Origin of the sequence: Streptomyces parvus (assembly GCF_014648875.1) — a bacterium.
GTDB lineage: Bacteria > Actinomycetota > Actinomycetes > Streptomycetales > Streptomycetaceae > Streptomyces > Streptomyces parvus.
On sequence record NZ_BMRY01000010.1, the window covers coordinates 319,255 to 343,202 of the forward strand.

Consider the following 23,948-nt stretch of genomic DNA (forward strand, 5'->3'; position numbering starts at 1 on the left):
TGACTCGTCAACTGCCGCCCCGCGGGGGCCTTCCGGGGGCTATCGTGGGGCGAAAGCTTGCGGTCACAACCTGGTAGGGGGACACCGTGGCGTTGAAGCCCGAGCCGACGGCGCCGTTCCACTCGGTGCAGTACGCCCTGCGCGTGCTCGAATCGGTCTCCAAGCACGGCGACGGTGTGACCGATGCCCAGATCTCCCGCGAGACGGGGCTGCCGACCGGCCACCTCGCCTCCCTCCTGCTCACGCTGCGCCGCGAGGGGTATGTGGAGCAGGTCAGCGACGGCGCGTACGTCATCGGCGCGTCCCTGCTGCTGCTCGGCTCCGGGGCGACCCGCCGCCGGGCTCTGGAGGACCGCCTCCGGCTCACCCTGTCCGAACTGCGCGACTCCGTCGGCGCGGCGGTCTACCTCAGCCGGTATGTCGACGGCGAGGTCAGCGTGACCCAGGTCGCGGACGGACCGCTCACCCCCGCGGTCAACGAGTGGGTGGACTTCCGCTCCTCGGCGCACGCCAGCGCGGTCGGCAAGTGTCTGCTGGCCCAGCTCGACCACGACGGGCGGCGCGACCACATCTCCCGGCACCGGACGGCCCGGCTCACCTCGCGGACGATCACCGACGAGAAGATCCTCTTCTCCCAGCTGGACGCCCAGTCCGTCACGGTCCCGGTGCTGGACCTCCAGGAGTACGCGGTGGGCACCGTCTGCGCCGCCGTGCCGCTGACGGCCGGCTCCGCCGCGGGCTGCCTCGCCCTGTCGCTGCCGATCGAGGACGCGCACCGGCTGCGGTCGGCGGCCGAGACGCTGAGCCGCCGGGCGGCGCCGGTGCTGCTGTCGCTGGCGCTCTAGCGGCAGGCACCGGCAGTAGCCTCACCGTCATGTACGCACCGATACCCGCGCTGAACCTCCTGAAGGAATTCGAGGACGGCGTCGACGACTACTTCACTCCCGGCTTCGAGCTGATCCCCTTCGGTGAGGACGACGGCGGCTATCCGCAGCTCTCCGACCGCATCCGCCCCTTCGCACAGGCCACCGGCTCCGGCTCGACGTACGCGCTCTGGCTGCGGGACGAGCGCACGGACCTCGCCACGCTGCCGGTGCTCTTCCTCGGCGACGAGGGCGGCGTCCACGTCGTCGCCCGCGATCTGCCCGAACTGCTGCGCGTCCTCGCCTCCGGCTGGGAGCCGATAGGCGACTGGGACGGCGTGGAGTACGCGGACGAGAGCGAGGCGGCGGAGGGGGACGAGGAGCCGTACGACCCCTGCCCGGCGAACCCGGCGTTCCGGGCCTGGCTGCGCGACCGCTTCGGCCTGGAGGCCGCCGAGGACCCGAACGAGATCGTCCATTCGGCGGGCGAGGAGCTGCGGGAGCCGTTCGCCGCCTGGGTCGGGCCGCTGATCCCGGACGCGGTGGGCGGGCCGGGGGCGGCCTAGGCGGGACTTCGGCGGGCTTCGGGAGGGTCCCGGGCGGAGGGTGTCATCAGCACCCCTCGGGACCAGGTATTATTTTCGAGTCAGCAGGCGCCGTTAGCTCAGTTGGTTAGAGCAGCTGACTCTTAATCAGCGGGTCCGGGGTTCGAGTCCCTGACGGCGCACGACACGGGGTGGCGGTCTTCTTCGCGAAGGCCGCCACTTCGCTTTTCCGGGATCTTGGCTCTCCGGGAGCTTCGCTTCTCCGGGAACGGCTCACAGCGCCCTCCCCCGCTCCTCGTACTGCTCCAGCAGGCCCGTGAGCCCCTCGGCGTCCAGGAGTACGTAGGCGCCGTCGCCGTCCCGGTCCCACCAGACCGGGTCCGGGCAGCGGAAGCCCTCCCGGCGCAGGGCCACCCGGTGGATCTTGTTCGTCGCGGTGACCGGCATCCGGTCGAGGATCCGGACGAACCGGGGCGCCATCTTCGTCCCCAGGTCCGGCTGGGCCCTCAGGAACGCGGCGAAGGCCGCCGGATCGAAGGGCCCGCCCGTGCGGAGCGCGAGCGCGGCCATCACCTGGTCGCCGGTGACCGGGTCCGGGACGGCGTAGACGGCGGCGGCCGCCGCCTCCTCCCAGCGGGCCAGGATGTTCTCGATCGTCGCGGCGGCCAGGTTCTCGCTGTCGACGCGGAGCCGGTCGTCGGTGCGGCCGGCGAAGTAGAGGAAGCCGTCGGCGTCCCGGTAGAAGAGGTCGCCGGTCCAGTACCAGCCGCGCCGGGCCCGTTCCGCGTCCGCCGCCGGGTTGCGCCAGTAGCCCTCGAAGGGCGTCGGACCCCGGTTGACCAGTTCGCCGATCGCCTCGTCCCCGTTGAGCAGCCGCCCGCCCGGGCCGAACCGGGCCGGGGGCCGCTCCTCGCCGCTCTCCGGGTCGACGACGGCGAGGTCGTCGCCCGGGGCGGCCCGTCCGATCGCCCCCGGCGGGGTGCCGGGGGCGTGCTGGATCGCCGCGCCGCCCTCGGAGGAGCCGTACCCCTCCACCAGCCGCACCCCGAACCGCTCCCGGAACCGGGCCGCGTCCACGGCGCCCGCCTCGGTGCCGAAGCCCAGGCGCAGCGGGTGGTCCCGGTCGTCGGGGCGCTCGGGGGTGGCCAGCAGATACTGCACGGCGCGGCCCACGTAGGTGAAGTACGTCGCCCCGTAGCCGCGTACGTCGTCGAGGAAGGCGGAGGCCGAGAAGCGGGGGCGCAGGGCTATGGCGGCTCCGGCGGCGAGGGCGGGGGCCCAGTCGGCCAGGACCGCGTTGCCGTGGAACATCGGCATGCAGATGTAGTGCGTGTCCGTGGGGCGTACGCCGAAGTGCCCGGCGAGGGAGACGCCAGCCCCGGCGAGCCGGCCCTGGGTGCAGATCGCGGCCTTGGGCGCGCCGGTGGAGCCGGAGGTGAAGTAGAGGAGCATGCGGCTGCCGGGGCCGACCGGGGCGAGCCGGGCGTCGCCGGGGCGTGCGCCCGCGTACGGGGCGAGCAGGGCGGCGTACGCCTCGGTGTCGGTGACCAGGACCCGTACGCCCGGCAGCTCCAGATCCGCGAGGAGCGGCAGGTGGGCGCGCTCGGTGATCAGGACGGCTGCTTCGGTGTGCAGGATGTCGCGGGCCAGCTCGGGGCCGCGCCGGGTCGGGTTGATCCCCGCGACGGCGGCCCCGGCCAGGGCCGCCGCGCTGAGCCACAGCGGGAACTCAGGGGTGTTGTCGAGCAGTACGCCGAGGTGCGGTTCGCCGCCGCGCGGCAGCAGATCCGCGAGGAGCGCCGCCCGTGCGGCGGCGCCCTCGACCACCTGGTGATGAGTGAGCACGGTGGGGCCGTGCTTCAGGGCGGGCCGGTGGTCACCCCATTGACGTCGTACGAGCTCCGCGACGGTGCCGGTACTCCTCATGGCGCCGCACGATAACTGATGGAGCGTCAGAACTTAACGTCGGAGCAGGCGTAGAACGCGTTGGTGGTGTCCGCGACGTTCCACACGGCGAGGATGACGTGCTTGCCGCTCTTCTGGGTGGGGATCGTGCCCTGGTGGGTCAGCGTGGCCGGCGGCTGCTGGTTGCCGTAGGGCACGGTCATGAAGGGCTGCGATTCGAGTGCGGCCCGGGTGAGCGGCTTGGTGGGGTCCCAGCCGTTCTTGGTGATGTAGTAGCGGAAGTCGCTGGTCCGGTGGCGGGCGGTGAACTGCCAGCGGAAGCTGTAGCCCTGTCCGCCGGTGACCTGGGTGGCGGGCCAGTTGCCGCCTCTGGGGTCGTCGAGCTGGGCGAACTGCCCGTTGCCGCCGGAGCAGATCTTGCCGTCCGCCGGTCCTGCCGCCGGGAAGCCCTTGGGGCCCTCGACGCTCTGCGGCTCCCACTGGATGTTGCCGCAGCCGGTCACCGTGCCGTTGGCACAGAGTTTCTGACGGCTGATCGGGGAGTCCGTGTAGCCGTGACTGCTGGCGCTGGGGGCCGCGAGCACCGAAGCGCCCGCTATCGCCAGGCCGATCACGGCCGCGCTTGCCTTTTTCCGCATGGGCTGTCGCTCCTCTAGAACGTGGGGGAGGTTCCATGAGCATTGCTCGACTGCTGCGCGCTTGGTACGGAGTGCTGTGCGTGACGCGGGTGCTGCGGTCTAGACCAAGTCTTAGATTATTGACGCGGCGTGAACATGTCCAGACCAATGAGCGTCATATTCCGGCGGCCCTCCGAGCCGTTCCGGAACCGCCCCGAACCTCCCCCGGGCCCTCAGGCCCCGTCCCCTCCCCCGCTACGGCCGGTGTAGAAGGCAACCGTCAAGTCCTTGACGAGTGCCTTGCGTTCGTAGTCGTCGAGCTCGACGATGCCGCGCGTGGTGAGTCGGTTGACGGTGTCGTCGACCGCGTCCACCACGGAGGTGAGCACGCTGTCGCGGTGCCGGGAGTCGATCGCGGCGATCCGCCGCCGCTGCATGGCCGCGGCCACCTCGGGGGCGTACTCGATGCCGGTCGGCTGCGCGGAGTACACCTCGACGCCGACGGGTTCGCAGTCCGCCTTCAGCATCCGGGTCAGCGCGTCGCCGACCGCCTCCGCGTCGCGCAGGGTCGGGGCGTCCTCGTGGAACGCGTCGGCGGGCAGCTGCGAGAGGACCCTGGCCATCGCGGCCTCGACCTGGGCGCTGAGGTACGCCTCGTGGTCCTCGATGCCGAGGACGGCGCGGACGGTGTCCTTGATCCGCCACACCACGAGGACGACCACGCGCAGGGCGGTGCCGTTCGCGTCGACGGCGGGCAGTGGTTCGCTGCGCCAGTGCCGCAGGCGTACGTCGACGCGGCGGCGCAGCAGGAGGGGTGAGACCCAGACGAGGCCGGTGCGGCGGACGCTGCCCCGGTAGTCGCCGAAGAGCGTCAGCACCCAGGCGTAGCCGACCCGGCCCCGGCCGAGGCCGCCGAGCGCGAGGAGCACGACGGTGGCGAGGAGGGCGAGGGCGGCCCAGGAACCGGCCCCGATGCCGAGGTCGGGCCGGGGGGTGAGGCCCACGGCGCTCTGCCAGCCGGCGGGCAGCACGCCGCGCCACCACAGGACGGCCAGCGCGCCCGCGGTTCCGGCCGCACCGGTGAGGAGGGCGGCGTAACCGGACAGGGCGGGTCCGGGCCGCTCGGCGAGACGGGGGTCGGCGACCGGGGCGGGCCGGGTCGAGGGCCGTACCCGCGTCTGCGGCGAACGCGGCACGGGGGGCCGCCGGGTGGCGGGCGCCCGGTCCCCGGCGGGCCGGTGGACGACGGCCCCGGGCCCGGGCAGCGCCGCAGCGCCGTCGGCCGGCTCCTGGTCGTCCCGGAAGAGGAGGTGTACGGGGATGGAGGCGGTGGTCTCGTTGGCGATGACGGAGTGGCGGCGGCCGGGGCTCACGGACGCGGTGGTGGCCGAGGCCGGTGCGGGCACGGAGAAGGTGGCCGAGGCGGCGCGGTCGCCGGGGGCCAGGTCGAGAACGAGGTCCAGCTCGGTGTCGGGCCCCGGGTCGGCCCCCTTGGCGGGGATGTCCCGGGCCTCACGCTTCGGGCTCTCGGGCTCGGCCCCGTAGGAGGGATGCGGGGTCCACTCCGCCGAGGGTTCCGTCCTCAAACGCCGGACGGGCTTGAGATGCAGGTTCCCGTCGAGGGGGGCGGGGCGGGCGGGGGCGCCCGCTTCGGCGGCGGGGCGGGGCGAGGCCGGGCCACGGCCGTCGGCGGCGGGGCGCGTGGGGGCGGGACCGTCAGCGGCCGGACGACCCGAGACAGGACCACGGCCGTCAGCGGCCGAGCGGCCCGACGCCGACGCCGGACCGCCGGCGCCGGAACGCACAGAGGCGGGAGCGGGACCGCCAGCGGCCGAACGGGCTGAGCCGGGGCCCCCGGCGGCCGGGCGGCCGGAGATGGGGGCGGGACCGTCCGCAGCCGCACCGGCGGGAGCGGGGCCACGGCCGCCAGCGGCCGGGGCGGGGCGGCCCGCGCCCAGGTCCTCCGCGGCCGAGCGGGCCGGCCCGGCGGCGGGGCGGTCCGGGGTAGGGCCGAGGTGCAGGCTCACGTTCGGGGACTCCGGCGCGGCGCTCCGGGGCGGGGCCGACGGGGACGTGACGCCCGCGGAAGGCGAGGCATGGCCGCCGCCCCCGGAAGGCGAGGCGTGATCGCCGCCCCCGGTAAACGAGGGTTGGCCGCCGCCTCCGGTAAGCGAGGGTTGGCCGCCGCCCCCGGAAGGCGAGGCGTGGCCGCCCCCCGGCACACGCGCGGGCCCGGCACTCGCCGGAGGTACCGCCTTGTCGCCGTCCGGCACCCGCGCCGGCTCGGCATCCGCCGAGGCGGCCGCCTTGTCGGCGACAGGCCCGACCACCGGCGGAGGTGTCCCGTCGCTCACCGGGCGGAACAGCGGCGGCGGGGTCCTGCCCGCGCCGGTCCTCCCCGGCGGCGGAGTGCTCCCCGTGCCGTTCTTCTCCGGCGCCACGGGCGCGCGCCCGGTCTCCGGCGGAGGTGTCCCGTCGCCCACCGGGCGGAACAGCGGCGGCGGGGTACTACTGCCCCCGCCGGTCTTCCCCAACGGTGGCGGAGTGACACCCCCGCCACCCTTCTCCGACGGCACAGGCGCGGGCGCGGACACGGGCTCCGGGTCCCGCCCGGGGGGCGGGGTCTTCTCGTCCACCGGGCCGAACAGCGGCGGCGGGGTCCCCCTGCCCGGTGGGGCGAAGAGGGACGGGGGGAGCTGGTCGTCCAGGTCGTCCGGGGAGTGGGGGGTCTGGTCGTTGTCGGTGGTCACCGGTTCCCTATTCCTTTCCGTCACGTCGTGCGCGTCCGTCACGCGAAGAGCCGGCGCCAGGTCTCCGGCCCCGGATAACCGTCGGCCGCACTGCCGCGCCAGCCCTGGGCCCGCTGGAACGCCTCGACGTTGCGGCGGTCGGCCTCGGTCCAGAGCGGGCTGGGGCCCGACACGTAGTGCTTGCCGTATCCCTTCTTCACCAACTGTTTGCCGAGCCGGTCGACATGGCTGTTGGACTGACCCGGCTGGAAATAGCCGCGACCGGGGAACGCGACCGCCGTATTCGGGCTGCCGCCCGCCCCGGCGGCCGGAATGTTCCGGCCGCCGCCGGAGGTCAGCAGGCGCCAGGTGTGCGGGCCGGGGAGGCCGTCGGCCTCCTTGCCCTTCCAGCCCTGGGCCTGCTGGAACGCCTGGGTCGCGCGCCGGTCCGCCGTTCCCCACACGGGCCCGGGGCCGACCGCGTAGAACCGCTTGCCGCCCCGCTGCACCAGCATCCGGCCGAGCTGGGTGACGTACTTGTTGTTGGTGCCGGGGCCGAACTGCTTGGCCCCCGGGAAGGCGGTGGAGGAGCCGGAGCCGGGTGATCCACCCGTGACTCCTTTGTAGCGGTATGCCACGTAACGATCTGAGTTGTTCCAGTACGCCAGGGGCGTCGACTGCTTCCGGGTCCGCGGGCGCGCCTGCTCGTAGGCGACGTAGTGGGTGCGTGCGCCGGAGGTCCAGCCGCCGAAGATCGTGACGTGCGAGCCCTTGGCCGGGTCGGCGGGGTTGTGGAAGAGGAGGATGTCGCCGGGCTGGAGGTCGGCGCGGGCGATCCGGGTGCCGTACGCGGCGAGGCTGCCGGTCCACTCGTTGGTGCCGAGGTTCCAGGCCATCGACACATAGCCGGAGCAGTCCTGGCGGTACCCGTCGGACCAGTACTTCTCCATGCTGTACGGAACCTTCGCGTTCACCCACCGCTGCGCCCGGTCGATGATGTCGGCCCGGGTCGTCTTCGGCGCCGCCGCCGATCCGGGCGACGGCGGACCCGAGGCGCCGGTGCCCCGCAGCGGCCCCTTCTCCCCCTGCGGGTTGGCGGCGGCCGGCTCCGGGTCGGCGTCCCCGTCGGCGCGCGGGGCCCAGGGGGCGCGGCCCGCCGCGGCCGCCGCGCCCGCGGCCCCGCAGGAGAGGACCACCCCGGCGGCCGTGGCCAGCACCAGGGCGCGCCGGGCGCCGTGCGCGGCGGGATGGCCGCCGCGCCGCACCGGCAGGGCCCGCGCGGCGGAGCGCCGCCGCACCGCGCACCCCGCGCATCCGCAGTCGATGGCGGGTTCGTACTCCTCGAAGACCGGAACAGACATGCGATTCCCCTCCGCACTCGTCATTCGTCAAGATCTTTGGGCGCAGCCGCAACGGACATCGGCGTCTTAACTCTCCTGACATATCGCATTTTGACGGAACAAAGGAAAAAAACGACTATCTGACGGGGCGTGGCGGCCGGTAAATGGTTCGGAGCACCCCGGCGCGTCGGGTAGAGTTCTCCAGGTCAGCAGGCGCCGTTAGCTCAGTTGGTTAGAGCAGCTGACTCTTAATCAGCGGGTCCGGGGTTCGAGTCCCTGACGGCGCACGCACAGTCAAAGCCCCCTCACGTTCCGTGAGGGGGCTTTGATCATTCCCCGTCCGACATGCGACGACACCCAGGGGCGCGAGCGCACCTACGCACTTCGTCACACCCCCTCCACAACCTGGGACCAAATCGTGCGTATGACCGGTAAACAGTCTGTTTCACCCTTGCGATCCCGTTCGGTGTCGGACAATCTGTCTGGGGGCCCGACGGGGCACCAAGGGGGCTGCTGATCCGTACAGTTGGCACAGCAGAGCGTGACGTTCCGGTTGTCCGTGCCGCGGGGTGGGGGTCCCGCTCGGGGGCGGACACCGAGGGGGCATCATGCAACCGGAAGGCCGCCGAACCATGTCTGTGGGAACGGTGGCCTGCCACCGTGTGCGTGCCCGGTGAAGAACGGGGACCCACCGCGCACGACGAGAGAGACCGAACAGTCACGCACCAGCATGCGTGCGGGGGGATGTACCCATGACGTCGACGCCGCCAGGCGACCGGCAGGAGAACGACGCTTCCCGGACGACGCAGCTCCGGATACCGGCACAGCTGCGGGCCGGCGCGGCACGGCGGCGTGCCAAGAAGGAGCTGCCCCGCTACGACTACGAGCACTACAGCCGGCTCGCCGGACCGCTGACGCAGCCCCCCGCGGGCAAGCCGTACAAGGTCCAGTACCGCTCGCTCATATCGCAGGAGCCGCACCGCGTGCGCGCGGCGCTCCTGCTCGGCGCGGCTCCCCTCGTCTCGCTCGGTCTCTTCGCCTGGCTGATGCAGCCGAGCCACTGGACCGACCGCGACCCGAACCTCGACAACGACCTGCTGCTCGTTCTCGACGTGATCATGCTCGTCTCGATCGGTCTGATCGAGCTGTTCCGCACGATGAACGTCCTCTCCAACGCGCACGCCACCCTCGTCGCCCGCGACCCGGTCCCCGTGGTCCCGGAGAGCGGCACCAAGGTCGCCTTCCTCACCTCCTTCGTCCCCGGCAAGGAACCGCTGGAGATGGTGACGAAGACCCTGGAGGCGGCCGTCAGGATCCGCCACCGCGGTCTGATGCACGTCTGGCTGCTGGACGAGGGCGACGACCCTGCGGTCAAGGAGGTCTGCGCCCGGCTCGGTGTGCACCACTTCTCCCGCAAGGGTGTGGCCCACTGGAACCAGGCCAAGGGCCCGCACCGCGCCAAGACCAAGCACGGCAACTACAACGCCTGGCTGGACGCGCACGGCGGCGACTACGACTTCTTCGCCTCGGTGGACACCGACCACATCCCGCTGCCGAACTACCTGGAGCGGATGCTCGGCTACTTCCGCGACCCGGACGTCGGCTTCGTCATCGGCCCGCAGGTCTACGGCAACTACGACACCTTCGTCACCAAGGCCGCCGAGTCGCAGCAGTTCCTCTTCCACGCGCTCATCCAGCGCGCGGGCAACCGCTACGGCGCCCCCATGTTCGTCGGCACCAGCAACGCGGTCCGCATCTCGGCGCTGAAGCAGATCGGCGGCCTGTACGACTCGATCACCGAGGACATGGCCACCGGCTTCGAGATCCACCGCCACCGCAACCCCGCCACGGGGAAGAAGTGGCGCTCGGTCTACACCCCGGACGTGCTGGCCGTCGGCGAGGGCCCGACCGCGTGGACGGACTTCTTCACCCAGCAGCTGCGCTGGTCGCGGGGGACGTACGAGACGATCATCGGCCAGTTCTGGAAGGGCTTCGGGACCATGCCGCCCGGCAAGCTCTTCAACTACACGATGATGATCATCTTCTACCCGATGTCGGCGCTGAACTGGATCCTCGCCGCCCTCAGTTGCGCGCTGTTCCTCGGCATGGGCGCCTCGGGTGTCCAGATCGACCCGACGATCTGGATGATGCTGTACGGCAACGCCTCCGCGCTCCAGATCGGCCTGTACATCTGGAACCGCCGCCACAACGTCTCGCCGCACGAGCCCGAGGGCTCCGGCGGTCTGGCCGGCATGGTGATGTCCGCGCTCTCCGCGCCGATCTACGCCCGCTCCCTGATGGACGCGGTGCTGCGCCGCAAGAGCTCGTTCGTGGTGACCCCCAAGGGCGACTCGTCCAGCCCGGACACCCTCTTCGGCACCTTCCGCATCCACCTGTTCTTCATCGTCGTCTTCGGCGCCTCGATGATCTCCTCGTTCTTCCTCGGCCACAGCCACCCCGCGATGGTCACCTGGGCCACGCTGGCGCTGCTGATCACCGCCGCGCCGATCATCGGCTGGCGGTACACGATCCGCGCCGAGAAGAAGAAACGCCGGTCGGGCGGAGGATCGCACCGCAGCGGCGGGCCGGCCCCCGAGCCGAGGCCCCAGCCCCTGCCCGGTGCGCCGGGCAACGACCAGACCATGCAGATCGCTCAGATCGCCCTTGGGGGACGTAAGAAATGAAGTACCGTCCGAGCCGCCGTACCCGCCGCCTGGCGATCAGTACGGCGGTGGTTCTCGCGCTCGCGGGGGCGAACGGGCCGTGGCTGTACCGCTTCAGCACCGAGCGCTACCACGAGTACAAGATCAACCAGCCGGAGTACAAGGCGGCCAACGGCCACTGGGACTTCCTGGACGTCCCCTCCGAGCACCGGATCAACACGATCCACGCGGCGCTGCTGCACACCGGCAAGGTGCTGCTCGTCGCGGGCTCCGGCAACAACCAGAAGAACTTCGACGCGAAGAGCTTCCGCTCGGTGCTGTGGGACCCGAAGACGAACGTCTTCAAGGACATCCCCACCCCCAAGGACATGTTCTGCGCCGGGCACACGCAGCTGCCCGACGGCAAGCTCCTCATAGCCGGCGGCACCAAGCGGTACGAGAAGCTCCAGGGCGATGTCACCAAGGCCGGCGGCCTGATGATCGTCCACAACGAGGACCCGGACAAGCCGATCACCCTGCCCGCGGGCACCCGGTTCACGGGGAAGAAGAACGGCAAGACGTTCATCTCCAAGGACCCGATCCTGGTCGAGAAGGCCACCAAGGTCTTCGACAAGGAGACCGGCGCGTTCCTGCGCAACGACCCCGGGCTCGGCCGGATCTACGTCGAGGCGCAGAAGACCGGCAAGAAGTACGAGACCGGGACCGAGGACAACTACCGGGTGGCGGGCCTCTCCGGCTCGGACACCCGCAACGTCTACGGCATCGCGCAGAAGCTGGCCCTGGACAAGAAGGACTTCCAGGGCATCAAGGAGGCCTTCGAGTTCGACCCGGTCGCGGAGAAGTACATACCCGTCGACCCGATGAACGAGGCCCGCTGGTACCCGACCCTGACGACGCTGGAGGACGGCAAGGTCCTCGCCCTGTCGGGTCTGGACGAGATCGGGCAGATCGTCCCCGGCAAGGACGAGATCTACGACCCGAAGACCAAGGAGTGGGAGTACACCGGCATCGAGCGGCGCTTCCCCACCTACCCGGCGGTCTTCCTGCTGAACGACGGCAAGCTGTTCTACTCCGGCTCCAACGCCGGATACGGTCCGGCGGACGTGGGCCGCGACCCTGGTGTCTGGGACCTCGCGACGAACAAGTTCAAGAAGATCCCCGGGCTCAGCGACCCGGACCAGATGGAGACCTCGGCCACGGTGCGGCTGCCCCCGGCCCAGGACGAGAAGTTCATGGTGATCGGCGGCGGGGGCGTCGGCGAGTCGGAGAAGTCCAGCGAGAAGTCCCGGCTGGTCGACCTCCAGCAGAAGAACCCGGAGTTCACCGACGGCGCGTCCCTCTCCGAGGGCACCCGCTACCCCAGCGCCTCCCTGCTGCCCGACGACTCGCTGCTGGTCACCGGCGGCTCCAACGACTACCGGGGGCGCAGCGGCTCGGACGTGCTCCAGGCCCGCCTGTACGACGCGAAGACCGACACGTACAAGAGGGTCGCGGACCCGGCGGTCGGTCGGAACTACCACTCGGGTTCGGTGCTGCTTCCGGACGGCCGGGTCATGATCTTCGGTTCGGACTCGCTCTTCTCCGACAAGGCCAACACCCGGCCCGGCGTCTTCGAGCAGCGCATCGAGATCTACACCCCGCCCTACCTCTACCGGGACTCCCGGCCGGAGCTGACGGCCGGGCCGAAGAAGATCGAGCGCGGCTCCACGGGGCTGTTCACCACCCAGCACGCCTCGAAGATCACCTCGGCGAAGCTGATGCGGCCCTCGGCGGTCACCCATGTCACCGACACCGACCAGCGCACGATCGCGCTGGAGATGGAGAAGTCGGAGGACGGGGTCACCGTCACCGTGCCGGACAACCCGGCGCTGGTACCGGCCGGCTGGTACATGCTGTTCGTCACCGACGACGAGGGCACCCCGTCCGAGGGCATGTGGGTGGAGGTGCCCGAGTAGGGCGTACGCGCACGGCGAAGGCCGCGCACCGGAGTTCGGGTCTCCGGTGCGCGGCCTTCGGCCGTCTCTCCGCTACTTCGTGGCGCCGGCCAGGCCCAGGGCGTACTCCGGCCACCAGTCGCCGGCCTTCGGGCCGCCCTTGCAGTCGCCGTCGGACTCACCGGGGCGCTTGATCCACAGATAGGCGTCGACCAGCTGGTCGCCGGTCTGCGTGGTCGGGGCCTCGCCCAGGGCGCGGCCCGGGGGGTTGCACCAGCTCTCGGCGGGGTCGCCGCCCGTGTAGGGGCCGTTGCCGTTGCGGCTGGTGTCGATGACGAAGGGCTTGTTGCCGATCTTCTCCGACAGCTTCTTGCCGAACTCCGTGGAGACGGCCGTGGTCTGGAAGTTGGAGACGTTGAGCGAGAAGCCGTCGGCCTCGGCGATCCCGGCCCGCTGGAGCGGCTGGAACAGGGCGTCGGGCGACTGCCAGCCGGCGTTGCCCGCGTCCAGGTAGACCTTGGTGGCGGGCTGCTGCTTCAGCCGCTGGATGGCGCCCTTGAGGAGGTCGTAGCGCTCCTCGTGGAACTCCTGGGGCGTGCAGCCGTCGACGAGGTGGAGCAGGGCGTCCGGCTCCAGGATCACGGTGGCGCTGCGGTCCCCGATGCCCTTGGCGACACCGTCCAGCCAGGAGCGGTAGGCGTTGCCGTCGGCGGCGCCGCCCTTGGAGAACTGGCCGCAGTCGCGGTGCGGGATGTTGTAGAGGACGAGCAGGGCGTCCCGGTCGGCAGCGGCGGCGGCCTCGGTGATGCCCCGCACCTGGGACTCCGGGTTGTCCGGGGTGACCCACTCGCCGACCGGCTGCTGCGCGATCTTCCGGATCAGCGCCGCCTTCTCGTCGTCGCCGTCCTCGGTGTACGCGGCGACCTGGCGGGCCGCGTTGCCGTCGGGGTTGACCCAGTACGGATCCTTGTCCTTGGGCTGCTGTTCGACGGTCGGGGCGCTCTTCTTGTCGCCGCCGTCCCCGTCTCCGGAGCAGCCCGCCAGCAGCAGGGCCGCCCCGAGCGCCACCGCCGCACCGGTCGTCCGCAGGCCCGCCACGCGCCTGCGCGTCCGGGACCGGCCGGTGTAACTGCCGTACATCCACTCCCCCTTGGGTGCACTGCCTGCACTGTTCGTCATCGGTTACGCCGATGTGCTGCCGGTCCGTTCCATCCTGGCACAGCGGCCGGGCGTCCACGCTTCCCCCCGTACAACGCGCGTACCCGGGCACCGGTTCCGGACATCCTGTTCGAAAGCCGGTCATCCGCCCGGCCGGTCCCCCTACAGTGGCGAGGACCGGAGCCTTTCCCACCGCACCGACCTCCCGTACCGCGCCGGGCGACTCCCGCGGCCGGGCGCACGCGGTCGAGGACCGGCCCGGCGGGCGCGCCCCGCGAGAGGCGGCCTGCCGGGCCGGGGTTGAAGGTGTGAACGTGTCGCGGCGGTCAGCCGCGGCCGTGGGCCACCGCCCGGGCGCGTTCCCCGCCGTCCTCCGCCGTGTCCGGCACGCCCCGCGCGCCGGTGAGGTAGGCGGAGACGACCACGTTCGCCGTGTAGGAGCGGGTCTTGTGGTCGTACGTCCCCCCGCAGGTGATCAGCCGCAGTTCGGCCCGGCCGTCCTCGCGGGGCCCGTACGCCTTCTGCGCGTCGAAGCGTGTCCGGGTGACGAGCTGGACGTCGTCCACGGTGAACTCGGCGACGCTGCCGTCGGTCCGGGTGACCTCGATGCGGGCGCCCGGCTTCACCGCGCTGAGCCCGTAGAAGACGGCGGGCTTGGTGTCGGTGTCGACATGGCCGACGAACAGGGCCGCGCCCTTCGCCCCGGGCCGGGTGCCGTCGCCGTACCAGCCGGCGGTCCTCGGCATCCCGTACGGGGGCGGGTCGATGGCCCCGTCACCGTCGAGGCCGCGTGCGACGACGGGGGCCTCGATCCCGACGGAGGGGACCTCGACGCGCTCGGGGGCGGCCCCGTCTAGCGGGTCGTGGGCCGGGGGCAGCGAGGCCCCGAAGGGGCGGCCGACCGCGGCCACGTCGCCGGTGGTGGGGCCCGACAGGCCGCCGAGCCCGCCGCCGGCCTCCTTGCCCCAGAGCCACAGGCCGAGCAGCAGCACGGCCCAGGTCACTCCGGTGAGCAGTCGCCCGTTGCCTGCCGGGCGGTCCGGGGCTCCCATGTCAGCTGCCGGCCGGGCCGCGACGCCGGCGCGAGCTGCGCAGGGCGACGGCGACGGCCGCGACGGCGGCGAGCACCAGGCCGATCACCGGGTGCCGGGTGCCGGGGCCCTGGTCCTCGGCGGACCGTTCGGCGAGGGTGGCGGTGCCTCCGCCGCCCGCCTTGACGGGTGCGGCTGGCGAGGGCCGGTTGTGGTGGATGACGGTGAGGGTGCCGGTGGCCTTGCCGTCGCTGTCCTCGCACGTCACCCAGACGTCGTAGGAGCGGGGTTCGGCGTCGGACCGGATCCGGGCTTCCGCGAAGAGGCCTTTGTCGTCGGCCGGGCGGAAGTGGGCGACCGAGGTGAAGGCGTCGGAGTTGCCCTTGGCGCGGCGGCCCTTGCCGCAGACGTCGACCCACAGTTCCACCTGCCCGCCGGGGGCGATCGTGGACGGGGTGACCGAGACGGTGCCGGTGCGCCGGTCTTCGTCCCCGGCCGGGGCGGCCAGCGCGACGGGGGCGGGCACGGCTATGAGCGCGGCCGCCGCCGCGGCACAGAACGTGAGGGGTGTGGAACGCATCGTGAACCTCCTACGGGAAGGTTCACGGCTGCGGTGGCGGCCCGCATCCGCAGTCCTCCATTCGGGCGACTGCGGATGCGCTCCGCTCAGGTCAGTCGCGGTCCCCCGCGGTGGGCTGGTCGGCCTGGTCCGGCAGCTCGACGAGGCTGACCAGGTCGGCGATGGACTCCACGACGTGGGACGGGCCGAACGGGTAGCGGTCGATGTCGGCGACGGTGGTGAGCCCGGTGAGCACCAGGAAGGTCTGCATGCCCGCTTCGAGGCCCGCCAGGACGTCGGTGTCCATCCGGTCGCCGATCATGGCGCTGGTCTCGGAGTGCGCGCCGATGGCGTTCAGCCCGGTCCGCATCATCAGGGGGTTGGGCTTGCCCGCGAAGTACGGGTCCTTGCCGGTGGCCTTGGTGATGAGGGCGGCGACGGAGCCGGTGGCGGGCAGCGGTCCCTCGGCGGACGGGCCGGTCTCGTCGGGGTTGGTGCAGATGAAGCGGGCGCCCGCGTTGATCAGCCGGATCGCCTTGGTGAGCGCCTCGAAGCTGTACGTGCGGGTCTCGCCGAGCACCACGTAGTCCGGGTCGTGGTCGGTGAGGACGTACCCGATGTCGTGCAGGGCGGTGGTGAGGCCGGCCTCGCCGATGACGTACGCCGTGCCGCCGGGGCGCTGGTCGTCCAGGAACTGGGCGGTGGCGAGCGCGGAGGTCCAGATGTTCTCCACGGGCACGTCCAGGCCCATGCGCTTCAGCCGGGCGTGCAGGTCGCGCGCGGTGTAGATGGAGTTGTTGGTGAGGACGAGGAAGGGCAGCCCGGAATCCCGCAGCCGCTTGATGAAGGCATCGGCGCCGGGGATGGGGGTGCCCTCGTGGATGAGGACGCCGTCCATGTCGGTGAGCCAGGAAGTGATGGGCTTGCGCTCTGCCATGTGTCGGGACTCCTGCCGTACGCACTGCGTGCTGGGGGTGCCCGGACCACGCCGTCCCGGCACCCCCAGCATAATTACGAGGTGGTGACCTTGACCCCGTCGATCACCCAGTACCAGTTGTTGCTGCCGGTGTAGTGGAACCGGAAGCTGACGTTGGCGGCCCCGGACGGGACGTTCAGGGTCAGGCTCTGGGGCTGCGAGATCACGTCGGCGGTGTAGCGCTTCACCTCGACGGGTGTTCCGCCGTTCCAGGAGGCGAGGATGCGGGCGCTCTGGCTGCCCTCCTGGCGGTAGAGGGTGGTGAGGCCGAGGGTGACGGTGGACTTGCCCGCGACGGCGTACGCCGGGGTGACGAGCGTGGAGTCGTACGGTCCGGAGGACGCCTTGTCGTCCCACTCGTCGGAGTCGGCCACCGCGAAGACCCCACGCGAGCGGACGTTCAGCTCCCGGGACTGGTCGCGCTGGCTGCGGCTCCAGAACTCGTCGGTGGCGAAGGTCCAGCCGCGCCACTCGGTGACGCCCCCGGTGCCCATCGCGGAGTTCACGACGGACCAGCCGCTGGGCGCGGTGTGGGTCCAGCCGAGGACGCCCGCCGGGATGCCGGTCTCGTCGACGCGGGCGGACAGGGCGGGGTGGAGGGCTTCGAACGGGTCGGTGGAGCGTTCCTGGATCGGCTTGCCGTCCAGGCCCCAGGCCGGGTCGGGGACGATGCCGAGCTGCTTGAAGACGGTGGCGGCGACGTCCACGAGCCGGGTGTCGGCGGGGCGGGCGCCGGCCGCGATGCCCGGCCCCTGGGCGAGGACGAAGGTGCGCCGTTCCTCGATCGCGCTGCCGCCGTGGCCGCCGGAGTCGGTGTGGCCGTGGTCGGTGGTGACGATGATCGTCCAGCGTTCGGTGGCGTACGAGGGCCGGGCCCTGATCGCGGCGAGGAGGCGGCCGAGGAAGCCGTCCTGGACGGCGATGGCCTGACGGTAGGCGGCGCCGGCGGCCCCGGAGTTGTGGCCGGCGATGTCGGTCTGGCCGAAGTAGACGAAGAGCACGTCCGGGTTCTGGTTCCGGAGGATCGACTCGGTCTCGGCGGCGATGGTGGCGTCGTGGCCGGTGTAGCCGTCGCGGTCGCCGTCGAGGACGAGCTTGGCGTCGGCGCCCGGGGTGACGGTGCCCTGGGCGTCCAGGGGCTTCCAGTCGACGGCGGCGTAGGTGGAGAGCTGGGGGCGGACCTGGGCGAGGCGGGCGAGGAAGCCGGGGTACCGGGCGTAGTTCTTCCCGGCGAAGGAGTTCTCCTTGACGCCGTGCTTGTCGGGCCAGACGCCGGTGGAGATCGTCGACCAGCCGGGGCCGGACGAGGTGGCGGCCATCGGGTTGGCGTACAGCAGGGAGGTGCCGTACGTCCCGTTCGCCATCATCGACGTGAGGTGCGGGGCGTCGGCGGCGGCGATGACGTCGTGGCGCAGCCCGTCCATGCCGACGACGAGCACCTTGTCCTTGCTGGTGCCGTTCGGGAGCGTGGGCGCGGCATGGGCGGTGGTGGCGGTGGCGAGCGGGGCGACGGCGGCTGCCGTGGCCGCGGCGGCGGTGGTGGCGAGTACGGAGCGTCGGGACAGGGACACGTGATCCTCCAGGGAGAGGGCGGGCCGAGCGGGCACGGGACGTGAACTGCCTTCTGGACCAGACCCGTTACTCTTACGAGATATCCGGGCCGGGTCCAGACGTTCGCAGGGATCCGTGGCCGAGAGGTGGCCGGTCAGCTTCCGGTGGCCGACTTCCAGGCGTCGATGTACGTGTCCAGGTTGGCGCCGATGTCCGCCCAGTCGGGCTCGAAGATCTCCACGCCCTCCATCAGCCCGGCCAGTTCGACGGCGTTGGCGTCGGTGGCCTTGACGTCCTTGCGGGCGGCGAAGCCCCCGCCGACGGCGCTGACGTCGCGCTGGGCCTGCTCGGAGAGCATGAAGTCGAGCAGCTTCTTGCCGTTCTCGCTGTGCGGGGCCTTCGCGACGAGTCCGGCCGCGTAGGGGAGAGCGAAGCTGGTGGGCTTTCCGTCGCCCTTGGCGGGGAACCAGATGGAGAGGTTGGGCATGTCCTTGGACTGGGCGAAGTTCATCTGGACGTCCCCGTTGGCGACGAGGAGTTCACCCTTGTCGACCTTGGGGGCGAGCTTGCCGGTGGAGGCGGACGGGCCGACGTTGTTGGTCTGGAGCTTCTTCAGGTAGGCCATGGCGGGCTCCTTTCCGCCGAAGTCGTGCATGGCCTTGATGAGGACGGCGGTGCCGTCGCCCGCGACGCCGGGTGTGGAGTACTGGACCTTCTCCTTGTAGGCGGGGTCGAGCAGCTCCTCCCAGGTGCGGGGCGGGGTCTTCAGCTCCTTCTTGTTGTGGATGAAGCCGAAGTAGTTGTTCACGACGGAGGTCCACTTGCCGTCGGCGGCCCGGTCGGCGCCGTCGACCTGGTCGGCGCCCTTGGGCTCGTACGCCGCCAACAGGCCTTTCTTGTCGGCCTGCTGGATGAAGGGCGGGAGGGTGACGAGGACGTCGGCCTGGGTGTTGGACTTCTCGCGGGCGGCGCGCTGCACCATCTCGCCGGAGCCGCCCTCGACGTACTTCACGGTGATGCCGGTCTGCTTCTCGAAGTCCTTGAAGACCTTGTCGTACCAGCCGTCGCCGTTCTCGCCCTTCAGGCCGTCGGCGCTGTAGACGGTGACGGACTTGGCGTCGGACGCGGCGGAGGAGCCGCCGCAGGCGGTGAGGGTGAGGGCGGTGAGGCCGGCCAGGGGGAGGGCGAGGGTGCGGGCGGGGCTGCGCATGAGGATTCTCCGGGAGGTCATGGTGGTGGGGATCAGCGGTAGGAGGCGCGGGTCCGGATGCGGGAGACGGCGGCCAGGACGAGGAGCGTCGACGTCATCAGGACCACGGCGAGGGCGGCGCCGGTGAAGAGGGAGCCCCGGTCGGTGGCGGCGAAGATCTGCACCGGCAGCGGGGTCCAGTCCGGCGGGTAGAGCATCATCGTGGCGCTCAACTCCCCCATGGACAGGGCGAAGCAGAGCCCGACGGCCGAGGTGAGCGAGGGCAGCAGCAGCGGCAGCTTCACCCGCCACAGAACGCGGGCGGGGCTCGCGCCGAGACCGGCGGCGGCCTGTTCGTACATCGGGTCCAGACGGCGTACGGCGGCGGCGACCGACTGGTGGGCGAAGGCGGTGACGAGGACGGTGTGGGCGAGGATCACGATCCACCGTGTCCCGTTGAGCAGCACGGGCGGTTGGCTGTAGGCCACCAGCACCGCGAGTCCGACGACCACCGAGGGCACGGCGACCGGCAGGATGAACAGGGCGTCCACGAAGCGCTTTCCGCGGTTGCGGAGAGAGGCGGCGGCGAGCGCGGCCCAGCCGCCGAGGGTGAGGGCCAGCACGCTCGCGGCGAGAGCGGTGACGAGGCTCGTGGTCAGCGCCCGGAGCGAGTCGCCGCTCGTCGCGGCGGCGTAGCGCTCGACGGTGGGCCCGGAGGGGAAGGCCCCGGACCAGTTCGTGGCGAGGGACGCGGCGAGGATGACGAGCAGCGGCACCGCGAACAGCGGGACGAAGAGGAGCAGGAAGACGGCCCAGGTGGCCCACTTCCCGGCCCTGCTATGCACCAGCACGACGGCTCACCACCCGGTAGAGGCTGTAAAGGCCCACGGAGATCGCGATGTTGACGACGGCGACGACGCAGGCGGCCGGGTAGTCCGACTCCAGGATCGCCTTGCTGTAGACGAGCATCGGCAGCGTGGTGACATCCTTCGCCCCGGTGAACAGGACGATCCCGAACTCGTTGAGGCACATCACCAGCACGAGGCTGCCGCCCGCCGCGAGGGCGGGGAGCGCCTCGGGCAGGATGACCTGCCGGATGACGCGCAGCGGCCCCGCGCCGAGCGAGGACGCCACCTCCAGCTGCCCGGTGTCGAGTTGGGAGAACGCGGCGAGCAGCGGGCGCATCACGAACGGCGTGAAGTAGGTGATCTCGGCGAGCAGGACGCCCCAGGGGGTGGTCAGGAAGTGGAAGGGCCCGTCGGCCGCCCCGGTGACGTCGGTCCAGAGCCCGTTGGCCATGCCGACCGAGCCGTAGATGAAGAGCAGGGCGAGCGTGATGAGGAAGGACGGGAAGGAGAGGAAGACGTCGACGAACCGGGCGACCGCCTTCCCGCCGGGAAACGGGACGAACGCGATGACCAGCGCGAGGACGAACCCGAGGACCAGACAGCCCACGGTCGATCCGACGGCGAGCCACACGGTGGTGGTGAGCGCGTCGCGGAAGACCTCGGAGGCGAAGACGTCGGCGTACGGGTCGAGGGAGAGAGTGCCGCCGTCGTCCGGGGTGACGGACTGCTGAACGACGAGGGCCAGCGGATAGAGGAACGCGAGGGCGAGCACGGCGACGGGCGGCAGCGCCCAGACCCAGGCGGGGACGGACCGGGACCGCGTGGGGGCGGGAAAGGTGGCGGTGGGGCCTGTGGTGGTGGCAGTGGTGGTGGCGGTGGCGGTCATGGGCTGCCCCCCGCCGGGTCTGATGCCGCCGCCCCCGCCCCCGCCGGGAGCAGCACCGCGTCCTCGGTGGCGAAGTGCAGGGTGACGGGGTCGCCGATGGCCGGGGGCTCGCGCAGTTCGCGGAGGTCGGCCATGACGTGGTGGCCGTCGACGTCGGCGTGGACGCGGTGGGTGGAGCCGCGCCACTGGACCTCGGTGACGCTGCCGGTGAGCGCGTTGGGCCCGTCGCCGAGGCCGACCAGGTGCGGCCGGACGCAGAGGGTGGCGGTGGCGCCGGGTGCGGCGGTGTCCGTGGGCACGGCCAGGGGACGGTCCCCGAGTTCGACGGCCCCCGCCCCGGCCACGGTGACCGGGAGGAGGTTGGCGTTGCCGACGAACGAGGCGGTGAACTCCGTACGGGGCCGGCGGTAGAGCTCCTCGGGGGTGCCGCAGTCCTGGAGCCGGGAGCGGTCCATGACGGCGATCCGGTCGGCGAGGGTGAGCGCCTCGACCTGGTCGTGGGTGACGTACAGGATGGAGACGTCGGGCAACTCGCGGTGCAGTCGGGCCAGTTCGGCGAGCATCCCGGAGCGGAGGCGGGCGTCGAGGGCGGAGAGCGGTTCGTCCAGGAGCAGTACGCCGGGCCGGATGGCCAGCGCGCGGGCGATCGCGACGCGCTGCTGCTGGCCGCCGGAGAGTTCGCGGGGGTGGCGGTCGGCGTACGCGGCCATGCCGACGAGTTCGAGGACCTCGGTGACCCGGCCGGGGATCTCGGCCTTCGGGGTGCGGTGGGCCTTGAGGCCGAAGGCCACGTTGTCCTTGACCTTGAGGTGCGGGAAGAGGGCGTATTGCTGGACGACCATGCCGATGCCCCTGTGGTGGGGCGGGAGTTGCGTGACGTCCCGGCCGCCGAGGAACACCCGCCCGGCGGCGGGCCGGACGAACCCGGCGACGGCGCGCAGGGCGGTGGTCTTGCCGGAGCCGGAGGGCCCGAGGAGGGCCATGACCTCGCCGGGTTCGACGGTGAGGTCGAGCCGGTCGAGGACGACGGTGCCGCCGTAGGAGACGGTGACGCCGTCGAAACGGATGCCGCTGGGGGCGGCGAGGGCGGCGGCTGCGCCAGGGGCGGGTGCGCTCATGCCTCGGCCCGTGCGATGAGGTCGGGCAGTTCGGCGACGGACCCGAGGACGTGGGTCGCGCCGTGCCGGGCCAGCTGCTCCTTGTCGTGGGCGCCGGTGAGGACCCCGGCGACGATCCCGGCGCCGGAACGTACGCCGCTGAGCATGTCGTACGAGGTGTCGCCCGCCACCACGGTCCGGCGGACGTCGGCCACGGCCCCGGTGCGCAGGAAGGCGGCCAGCACCATGTCCGGGAAGGGCCGGCCCCGGCCGCCCGCGTCGGCGGGACAGAGGGTGAGCGGGACGAGGTCCTGCCAGCCGAGGGCGGCGAGGATGGCGTCCTGAGTGGTGCGGGCGAAGCCGGTGGTCAGGACGACGGTACGGCCTTCGGCGGCGAGGCGTTCCACGGCCTCGCGGGCGCCGGGGAGCGGGGCGATGCGGCCGCCGTCGACGAGTTCGCCGTACGCCTCCTCGAAGGCGGTGTTGGCGTACTGCGCCCGCTCCTCGTCACCGAAGAGGTGCCGGAAGACGGAGATCTTGGACTCGCCCATGGTGTCGCGTACGTAAGCGAGTTGACGGGCGTGCTCGTCGGATCCAGGTCGTCTGCCGAGGCGTTGGGCGGCGGTGGAGAAGGCCTGCTCGACGAGGCCGCCGTCGGCGACGGTGGTGCCGGCCATGTCGAGGACGACGAGGTCGTAGGGGGCACGCGGGGTGTCGGTCGGGGAAGTCATGTGGTTCACCAGCCCAGTTGGTCGGCGGTCGTTTCGGCGATGGCGGGCGAGCACGTCATGCCGCGCCCGCCGGGTCCGGTGACGAGCCAGACCCCGTCGCGCACCTGCTGCCGGTGGACGACGCGTGCGGTGTCGGTGCACTGGGCGTAGACGCCCGCCCAGCGGTGGCGGATACGGGGCAGCGGGCGGCCGAGGAAGGCCTCGACGACCCGGGTGAGGTGCTCGTACGGCTCCTCGACGGTGTCGAAGGCGAAGGGGTGCTCGTACTCGTGGGTGTCGCCGATGGTCAGCCCGCCGTCGCGGCGCTGGACCATGAGGAGCTGCATGCGGTGCTCGGCGGCGACGGGGTCCTGGGCCTGTCCGGCGTTGAGGGCGTCGAGCGCCTCGCCCCGGTAGGCGGGGTAGTAGCGGAAACTGTCGGCGTCGGCGACGGAGGTGGTGAGGGGTTCGCCGAGGGGGTCGGTCTGCATCATCTGGAGGCGGACGCGGCGCACGGGCAGCCCGGGCCCGGCGAGTTCGCGGACGAGCCCGCCGAGCCAGGCGCCGGTGGCGAGGACGACGGCGTCGCCGGTGTGGACGTCCCCGTGGTCGTCGCGCACCGAGGCGGTCCCGACGACCTCGCGGACCTCACGGCCGCCGAGGTAGGTGTACCGCCCGGAGGCCAGCAGCTCCCGTTTGAGGGCGAGTTGGGCGGTGCGGGGCTCGACGGCCGCGTCCCGCTCGCACCACAGGGCCGCGGTGAACGCCCCGCGCAGGGCCGGGTTGACCGCCCGGGCCTCGTCGGCGGTGAGCAGCTTGTAGCCGCGCGCCGCCGCGTCGGACCGGGCGACGGCGGCCTCGGCGACGGCGACCTCGCGTGCGGTCCGCAGCGGGGTGAGCGAACCGCAGGCCCGGAAGCCGAGCCCGGGCACCCGCTCGCCGATGCCCTCCCACAACTCACGGGCGCGCAGGGCGGTCTGCAGCTCCTCGCCACCGGCCCGGCCGCTGATCCATATCTGTCCGAAATTGCGGAGCGATGCCCCGCGCGCCTCGCTCTCGCGCTCGATCTGTACGACCTCGTGGCCGCGGCTGACTGCGTGCCAGGCGTGCATGGTTCCCACCACGCCGGCTCCTACGACGATGACTCTCACGTCGGCCACGCTCCTGGGGACGGGTGTCCCGGACACGTCCGGTCATCGACGGGACGGTGAACGACCCCGCAAGTTTGGCCCAGACCCGTTATGTTTCCGTGACCTGAAGGGCCGTACGGAGGGCGAACCGTACGGATGGCGATGGGACAGCGGCCCGCGATCCTGCCCACCCGGCTCCCGGCTCCCGGCTCTCCGC

Annotated in this window: 19 protein-coding genes and 2 tRNA genes; 6 read left to right on the top strand and 15 right to left on the bottom strand. The window is 72.0% G+C overall.

From position 1 onward, the window contains the following. Positions 1 to 86: 86 nt before the first annotated feature. The 3 genes from IE140_RS28270 to IE140_RS28280 all read left to right on the top strand — a co-directional run bounded on the left by IE140_RS28270 (position 87) and on the right by IE140_RS28280 (position 1,590). Positions 87 to 845 carry an IclR family transcriptional regulator gene (locus tag IE140_RS28270; RefSeq protein ID WP_150196245.1) on the top strand — a complete coding sequence of 253 codons (759 nt, stop codon included), beginning with the start codon at positions 87 to 89 and terminating at the stop codon, positions 843 to 845. Between the two features lie 29 nt (positions 846 to 874). Then, positions 875 to 1,429 carry a hypothetical protein gene (locus tag IE140_RS28275; RefSeq protein ID WP_189460809.1) on the top strand — a complete coding sequence of 185 codons (555 nt, stop codon included), beginning with the start codon at positions 875 to 877 and terminating at the stop codon, positions 1,427 to 1,429. Positions 1,430 to 1,516: 87 nt separating this feature from the next. Beyond that, positions 1,517 to 1,590: transfer RNA gene (locus IE140_RS28280), tRNA-Lys, on the top strand. Positions 1,591 to 1,681: 91 nt separating this feature from the next. On the opposite strand, the gene IE140_RS28285 is transcribed toward IE140_RS28280, so the two are convergent. From IE140_RS28285 to IE140_RS28300, 4 genes are all read right to left on the bottom strand, one after another. Next, positions 1,682 to 3,334 (bottom strand): AMP-binding protein, encoded by a 1,653-nt coding sequence (locus IE140_RS28285; RefSeq protein ID WP_150198684.1) that lies wholly within the window; start codon positions 3,332 to 3,334, stop codon positions 1,682 to 1,684. Positions 3,335 to 3,360: 26 nt separating this feature from the next. Then, a complete protein-coding gene (locus IE140_RS28290; protein WP_107411606.1) occupies positions 3,361 to 3,951 on the bottom strand; it encodes a lytic polysaccharide monooxygenase auxiliary activity family 9 protein in 591 nt (196 codons plus the stop codon). A gap of 212 nt (positions 3,952 to 4,163) precedes the next feature. After that, positions 4,164 to 6,296 (bottom strand): SPFH domain-containing protein, encoded by a 2,133-nt coding sequence (locus IE140_RS36755; protein WP_435852663.1) that lies wholly within the window; start codon positions 6,294 to 6,296, stop codon positions 4,164 to 4,166. Positions 6,297 to 6,718: 422 nt separating this feature from the next. Next, positions 6,719 to 8,020, bottom strand: a complete 1,302-nt coding sequence (locus IE140_RS28300; RefSeq protein ID WP_150197541.1) for a peptidoglycan-binding protein — start codon at positions 8,018 to 8,020, stop codon at positions 6,719 to 6,721. Positions 8,021 to 8,212: 192 nt separating this feature from the next. Here IE140_RS28300 and IE140_RS28305 point away from each other — a divergent pair. The 3 genes from IE140_RS28305 to glxA all read left to right on the top strand — a co-directional run bounded on the left by IE140_RS28305 (position 8,213) and on the right by glxA (position 12,617). Beyond that, positions 8,213 to 8,286, top strand: a tRNA-Lys gene (locus IE140_RS28305). A 465-nt stretch (positions 8,287 to 8,751) separates the two neighbouring features. Then, positions 8,752 to 10,683 carry a glycosyltransferase family 2 protein gene (locus IE140_RS28310; RefSeq protein ID WP_006124805.1) on the top strand — a complete coding sequence of 644 codons (1,932 nt, stop codon included), beginning with the start codon at positions 8,752 to 8,754 and terminating at the stop codon, positions 10,681 to 10,683. After that, on the top strand, positions 10,680 to 12,617 hold the full coding sequence (gene glxA, locus IE140_RS28315) for a radical copper oxidase GlxA (RefSeq protein ID WP_109178661.1): 1,938 nt from the start codon (positions 10,680 to 10,682) through the stop codon (positions 12,615 to 12,617). Before IE140_RS28310 ends, glxA begins: the two co-directional genes overlap by 4 nt. Before the next feature lie 72 nt (positions 12,618 to 12,689). On the opposite strand, the gene IE140_RS28320 is transcribed toward glxA, so the two are convergent. The 11 genes from IE140_RS28320 to IE140_RS28370 all read right to left on the bottom strand — a co-directional run bounded on the left by IE140_RS28320 (position 12,690) and on the right by IE140_RS28370 (position 23,752). Continuing rightward, complete coding sequence (locus tag IE140_RS28320) at positions 12,690 to 13,736, bottom strand: glycoside hydrolase family 6 protein (RefSeq protein ID WP_150197542.1); 1,047 nt, start codon at positions 13,734 to 13,736, stop codon at positions 12,690 to 12,692. Between the two features lie 344 nt (positions 13,737 to 14,080). Beyond that, positions 14,081 to 14,806 carry a class F sortase gene (locus IE140_RS28325; protein WP_150197540.1) on the bottom strand — a complete coding sequence of 242 codons (726 nt, stop codon included), beginning with the start codon at positions 14,804 to 14,806 and terminating at the stop codon, positions 14,081 to 14,083. A gap of 1 nt (position 14,807) precedes the next feature. After that, positions 14,808 to 15,365 (bottom strand): hypothetical protein, encoded by a 558-nt coding sequence (locus IE140_RS28330; protein WP_150197539.1) that lies wholly within the window; start codon positions 15,363 to 15,365, stop codon positions 14,808 to 14,810. Between the two features lie 91 nt (positions 15,366 to 15,456). Next, positions 15,457 to 16,281: an HAD-IIA family hydrolase gene (locus IE140_RS28335; protein ID WP_032764949.1), complete on the bottom strand. Its 825-nt coding sequence runs from the start codon at positions 16,279 to 16,281 to the stop codon at positions 15,457 to 15,459. A 74-nt stretch (positions 16,282 to 16,355) separates the two neighbouring features. Beyond that, a complete protein-coding gene (locus IE140_RS28340; RefSeq protein WP_150197538.1) occupies positions 16,356 to 17,891 on the bottom strand; it encodes an alkaline phosphatase family protein in 1,536 nt (511 codons plus the stop codon). Between the two features lie 134 nt (positions 17,892 to 18,025). After that, positions 18,026 to 19,081, bottom strand: coding sequence for a 2-aminoethylphosphonate ABC transporter substrate-binding protein (locus tag IE140_RS28345; protein WP_189460811.1), 1,056 nt, complete (start codon positions 19,079 to 19,081; stop codon positions 18,026 to 18,028). A 32-nt stretch (positions 19,082 to 19,113) separates the two neighbouring features. Further along, the gene (locus IE140_RS28350) at positions 19,114 to 19,911 is read right to left on the bottom strand and encodes an ABC transporter permease (RefSeq protein ID WP_150198791.1); all 798 of its coding nucleotides are present in this window, start codon (positions 19,909 to 19,911) and stop codon (positions 19,114 to 19,116) included. Further along, positions 19,898 to 20,794 (bottom strand): 2-aminoethylphosphonate ABC transporter permease subunit, encoded by an 897-nt coding sequence (locus IE140_RS28355; RefSeq protein ID WP_189460812.1) that lies wholly within the window; start codon positions 20,792 to 20,794, stop codon positions 19,898 to 19,900. Before IE140_RS28355 ends, IE140_RS28350 begins: the two co-directional genes overlap by 14 nt. Continuing rightward, positions 20,791 to 21,912, bottom strand: a complete 1,122-nt coding sequence (locus tag IE140_RS28360) for an ABC transporter ATP-binding protein (RefSeq protein WP_189460814.1) — start codon at positions 21,910 to 21,912, stop codon at positions 20,791 to 20,793. The genes IE140_RS28355 and IE140_RS28360 overlap by 4 nt, the downstream gene beginning before the upstream one ends. Next, positions 21,909 to 22,622 carry a phosphonatase-like hydrolase gene (locus tag IE140_RS28365; RefSeq protein WP_150197969.1) on the bottom strand — a complete coding sequence of 238 codons (714 nt, stop codon included), beginning with the start codon at positions 22,620 to 22,622 and terminating at the stop codon, positions 21,909 to 21,911. Before IE140_RS28365 ends, IE140_RS28360 begins: the two co-directional genes overlap by 4 nt. 5 nt (positions 22,623 to 22,627) lie before the next feature. Beyond that, positions 22,628 to 23,752, bottom strand: a complete 1,125-nt coding sequence (locus IE140_RS28370) for a TIGR03364 family FAD-dependent oxidoreductase (protein WP_150197980.1) — start codon at positions 23,750 to 23,752, stop codon at positions 22,628 to 22,630. Positions 23,753 to 23,948 lie beyond the last annotated feature (196 nt).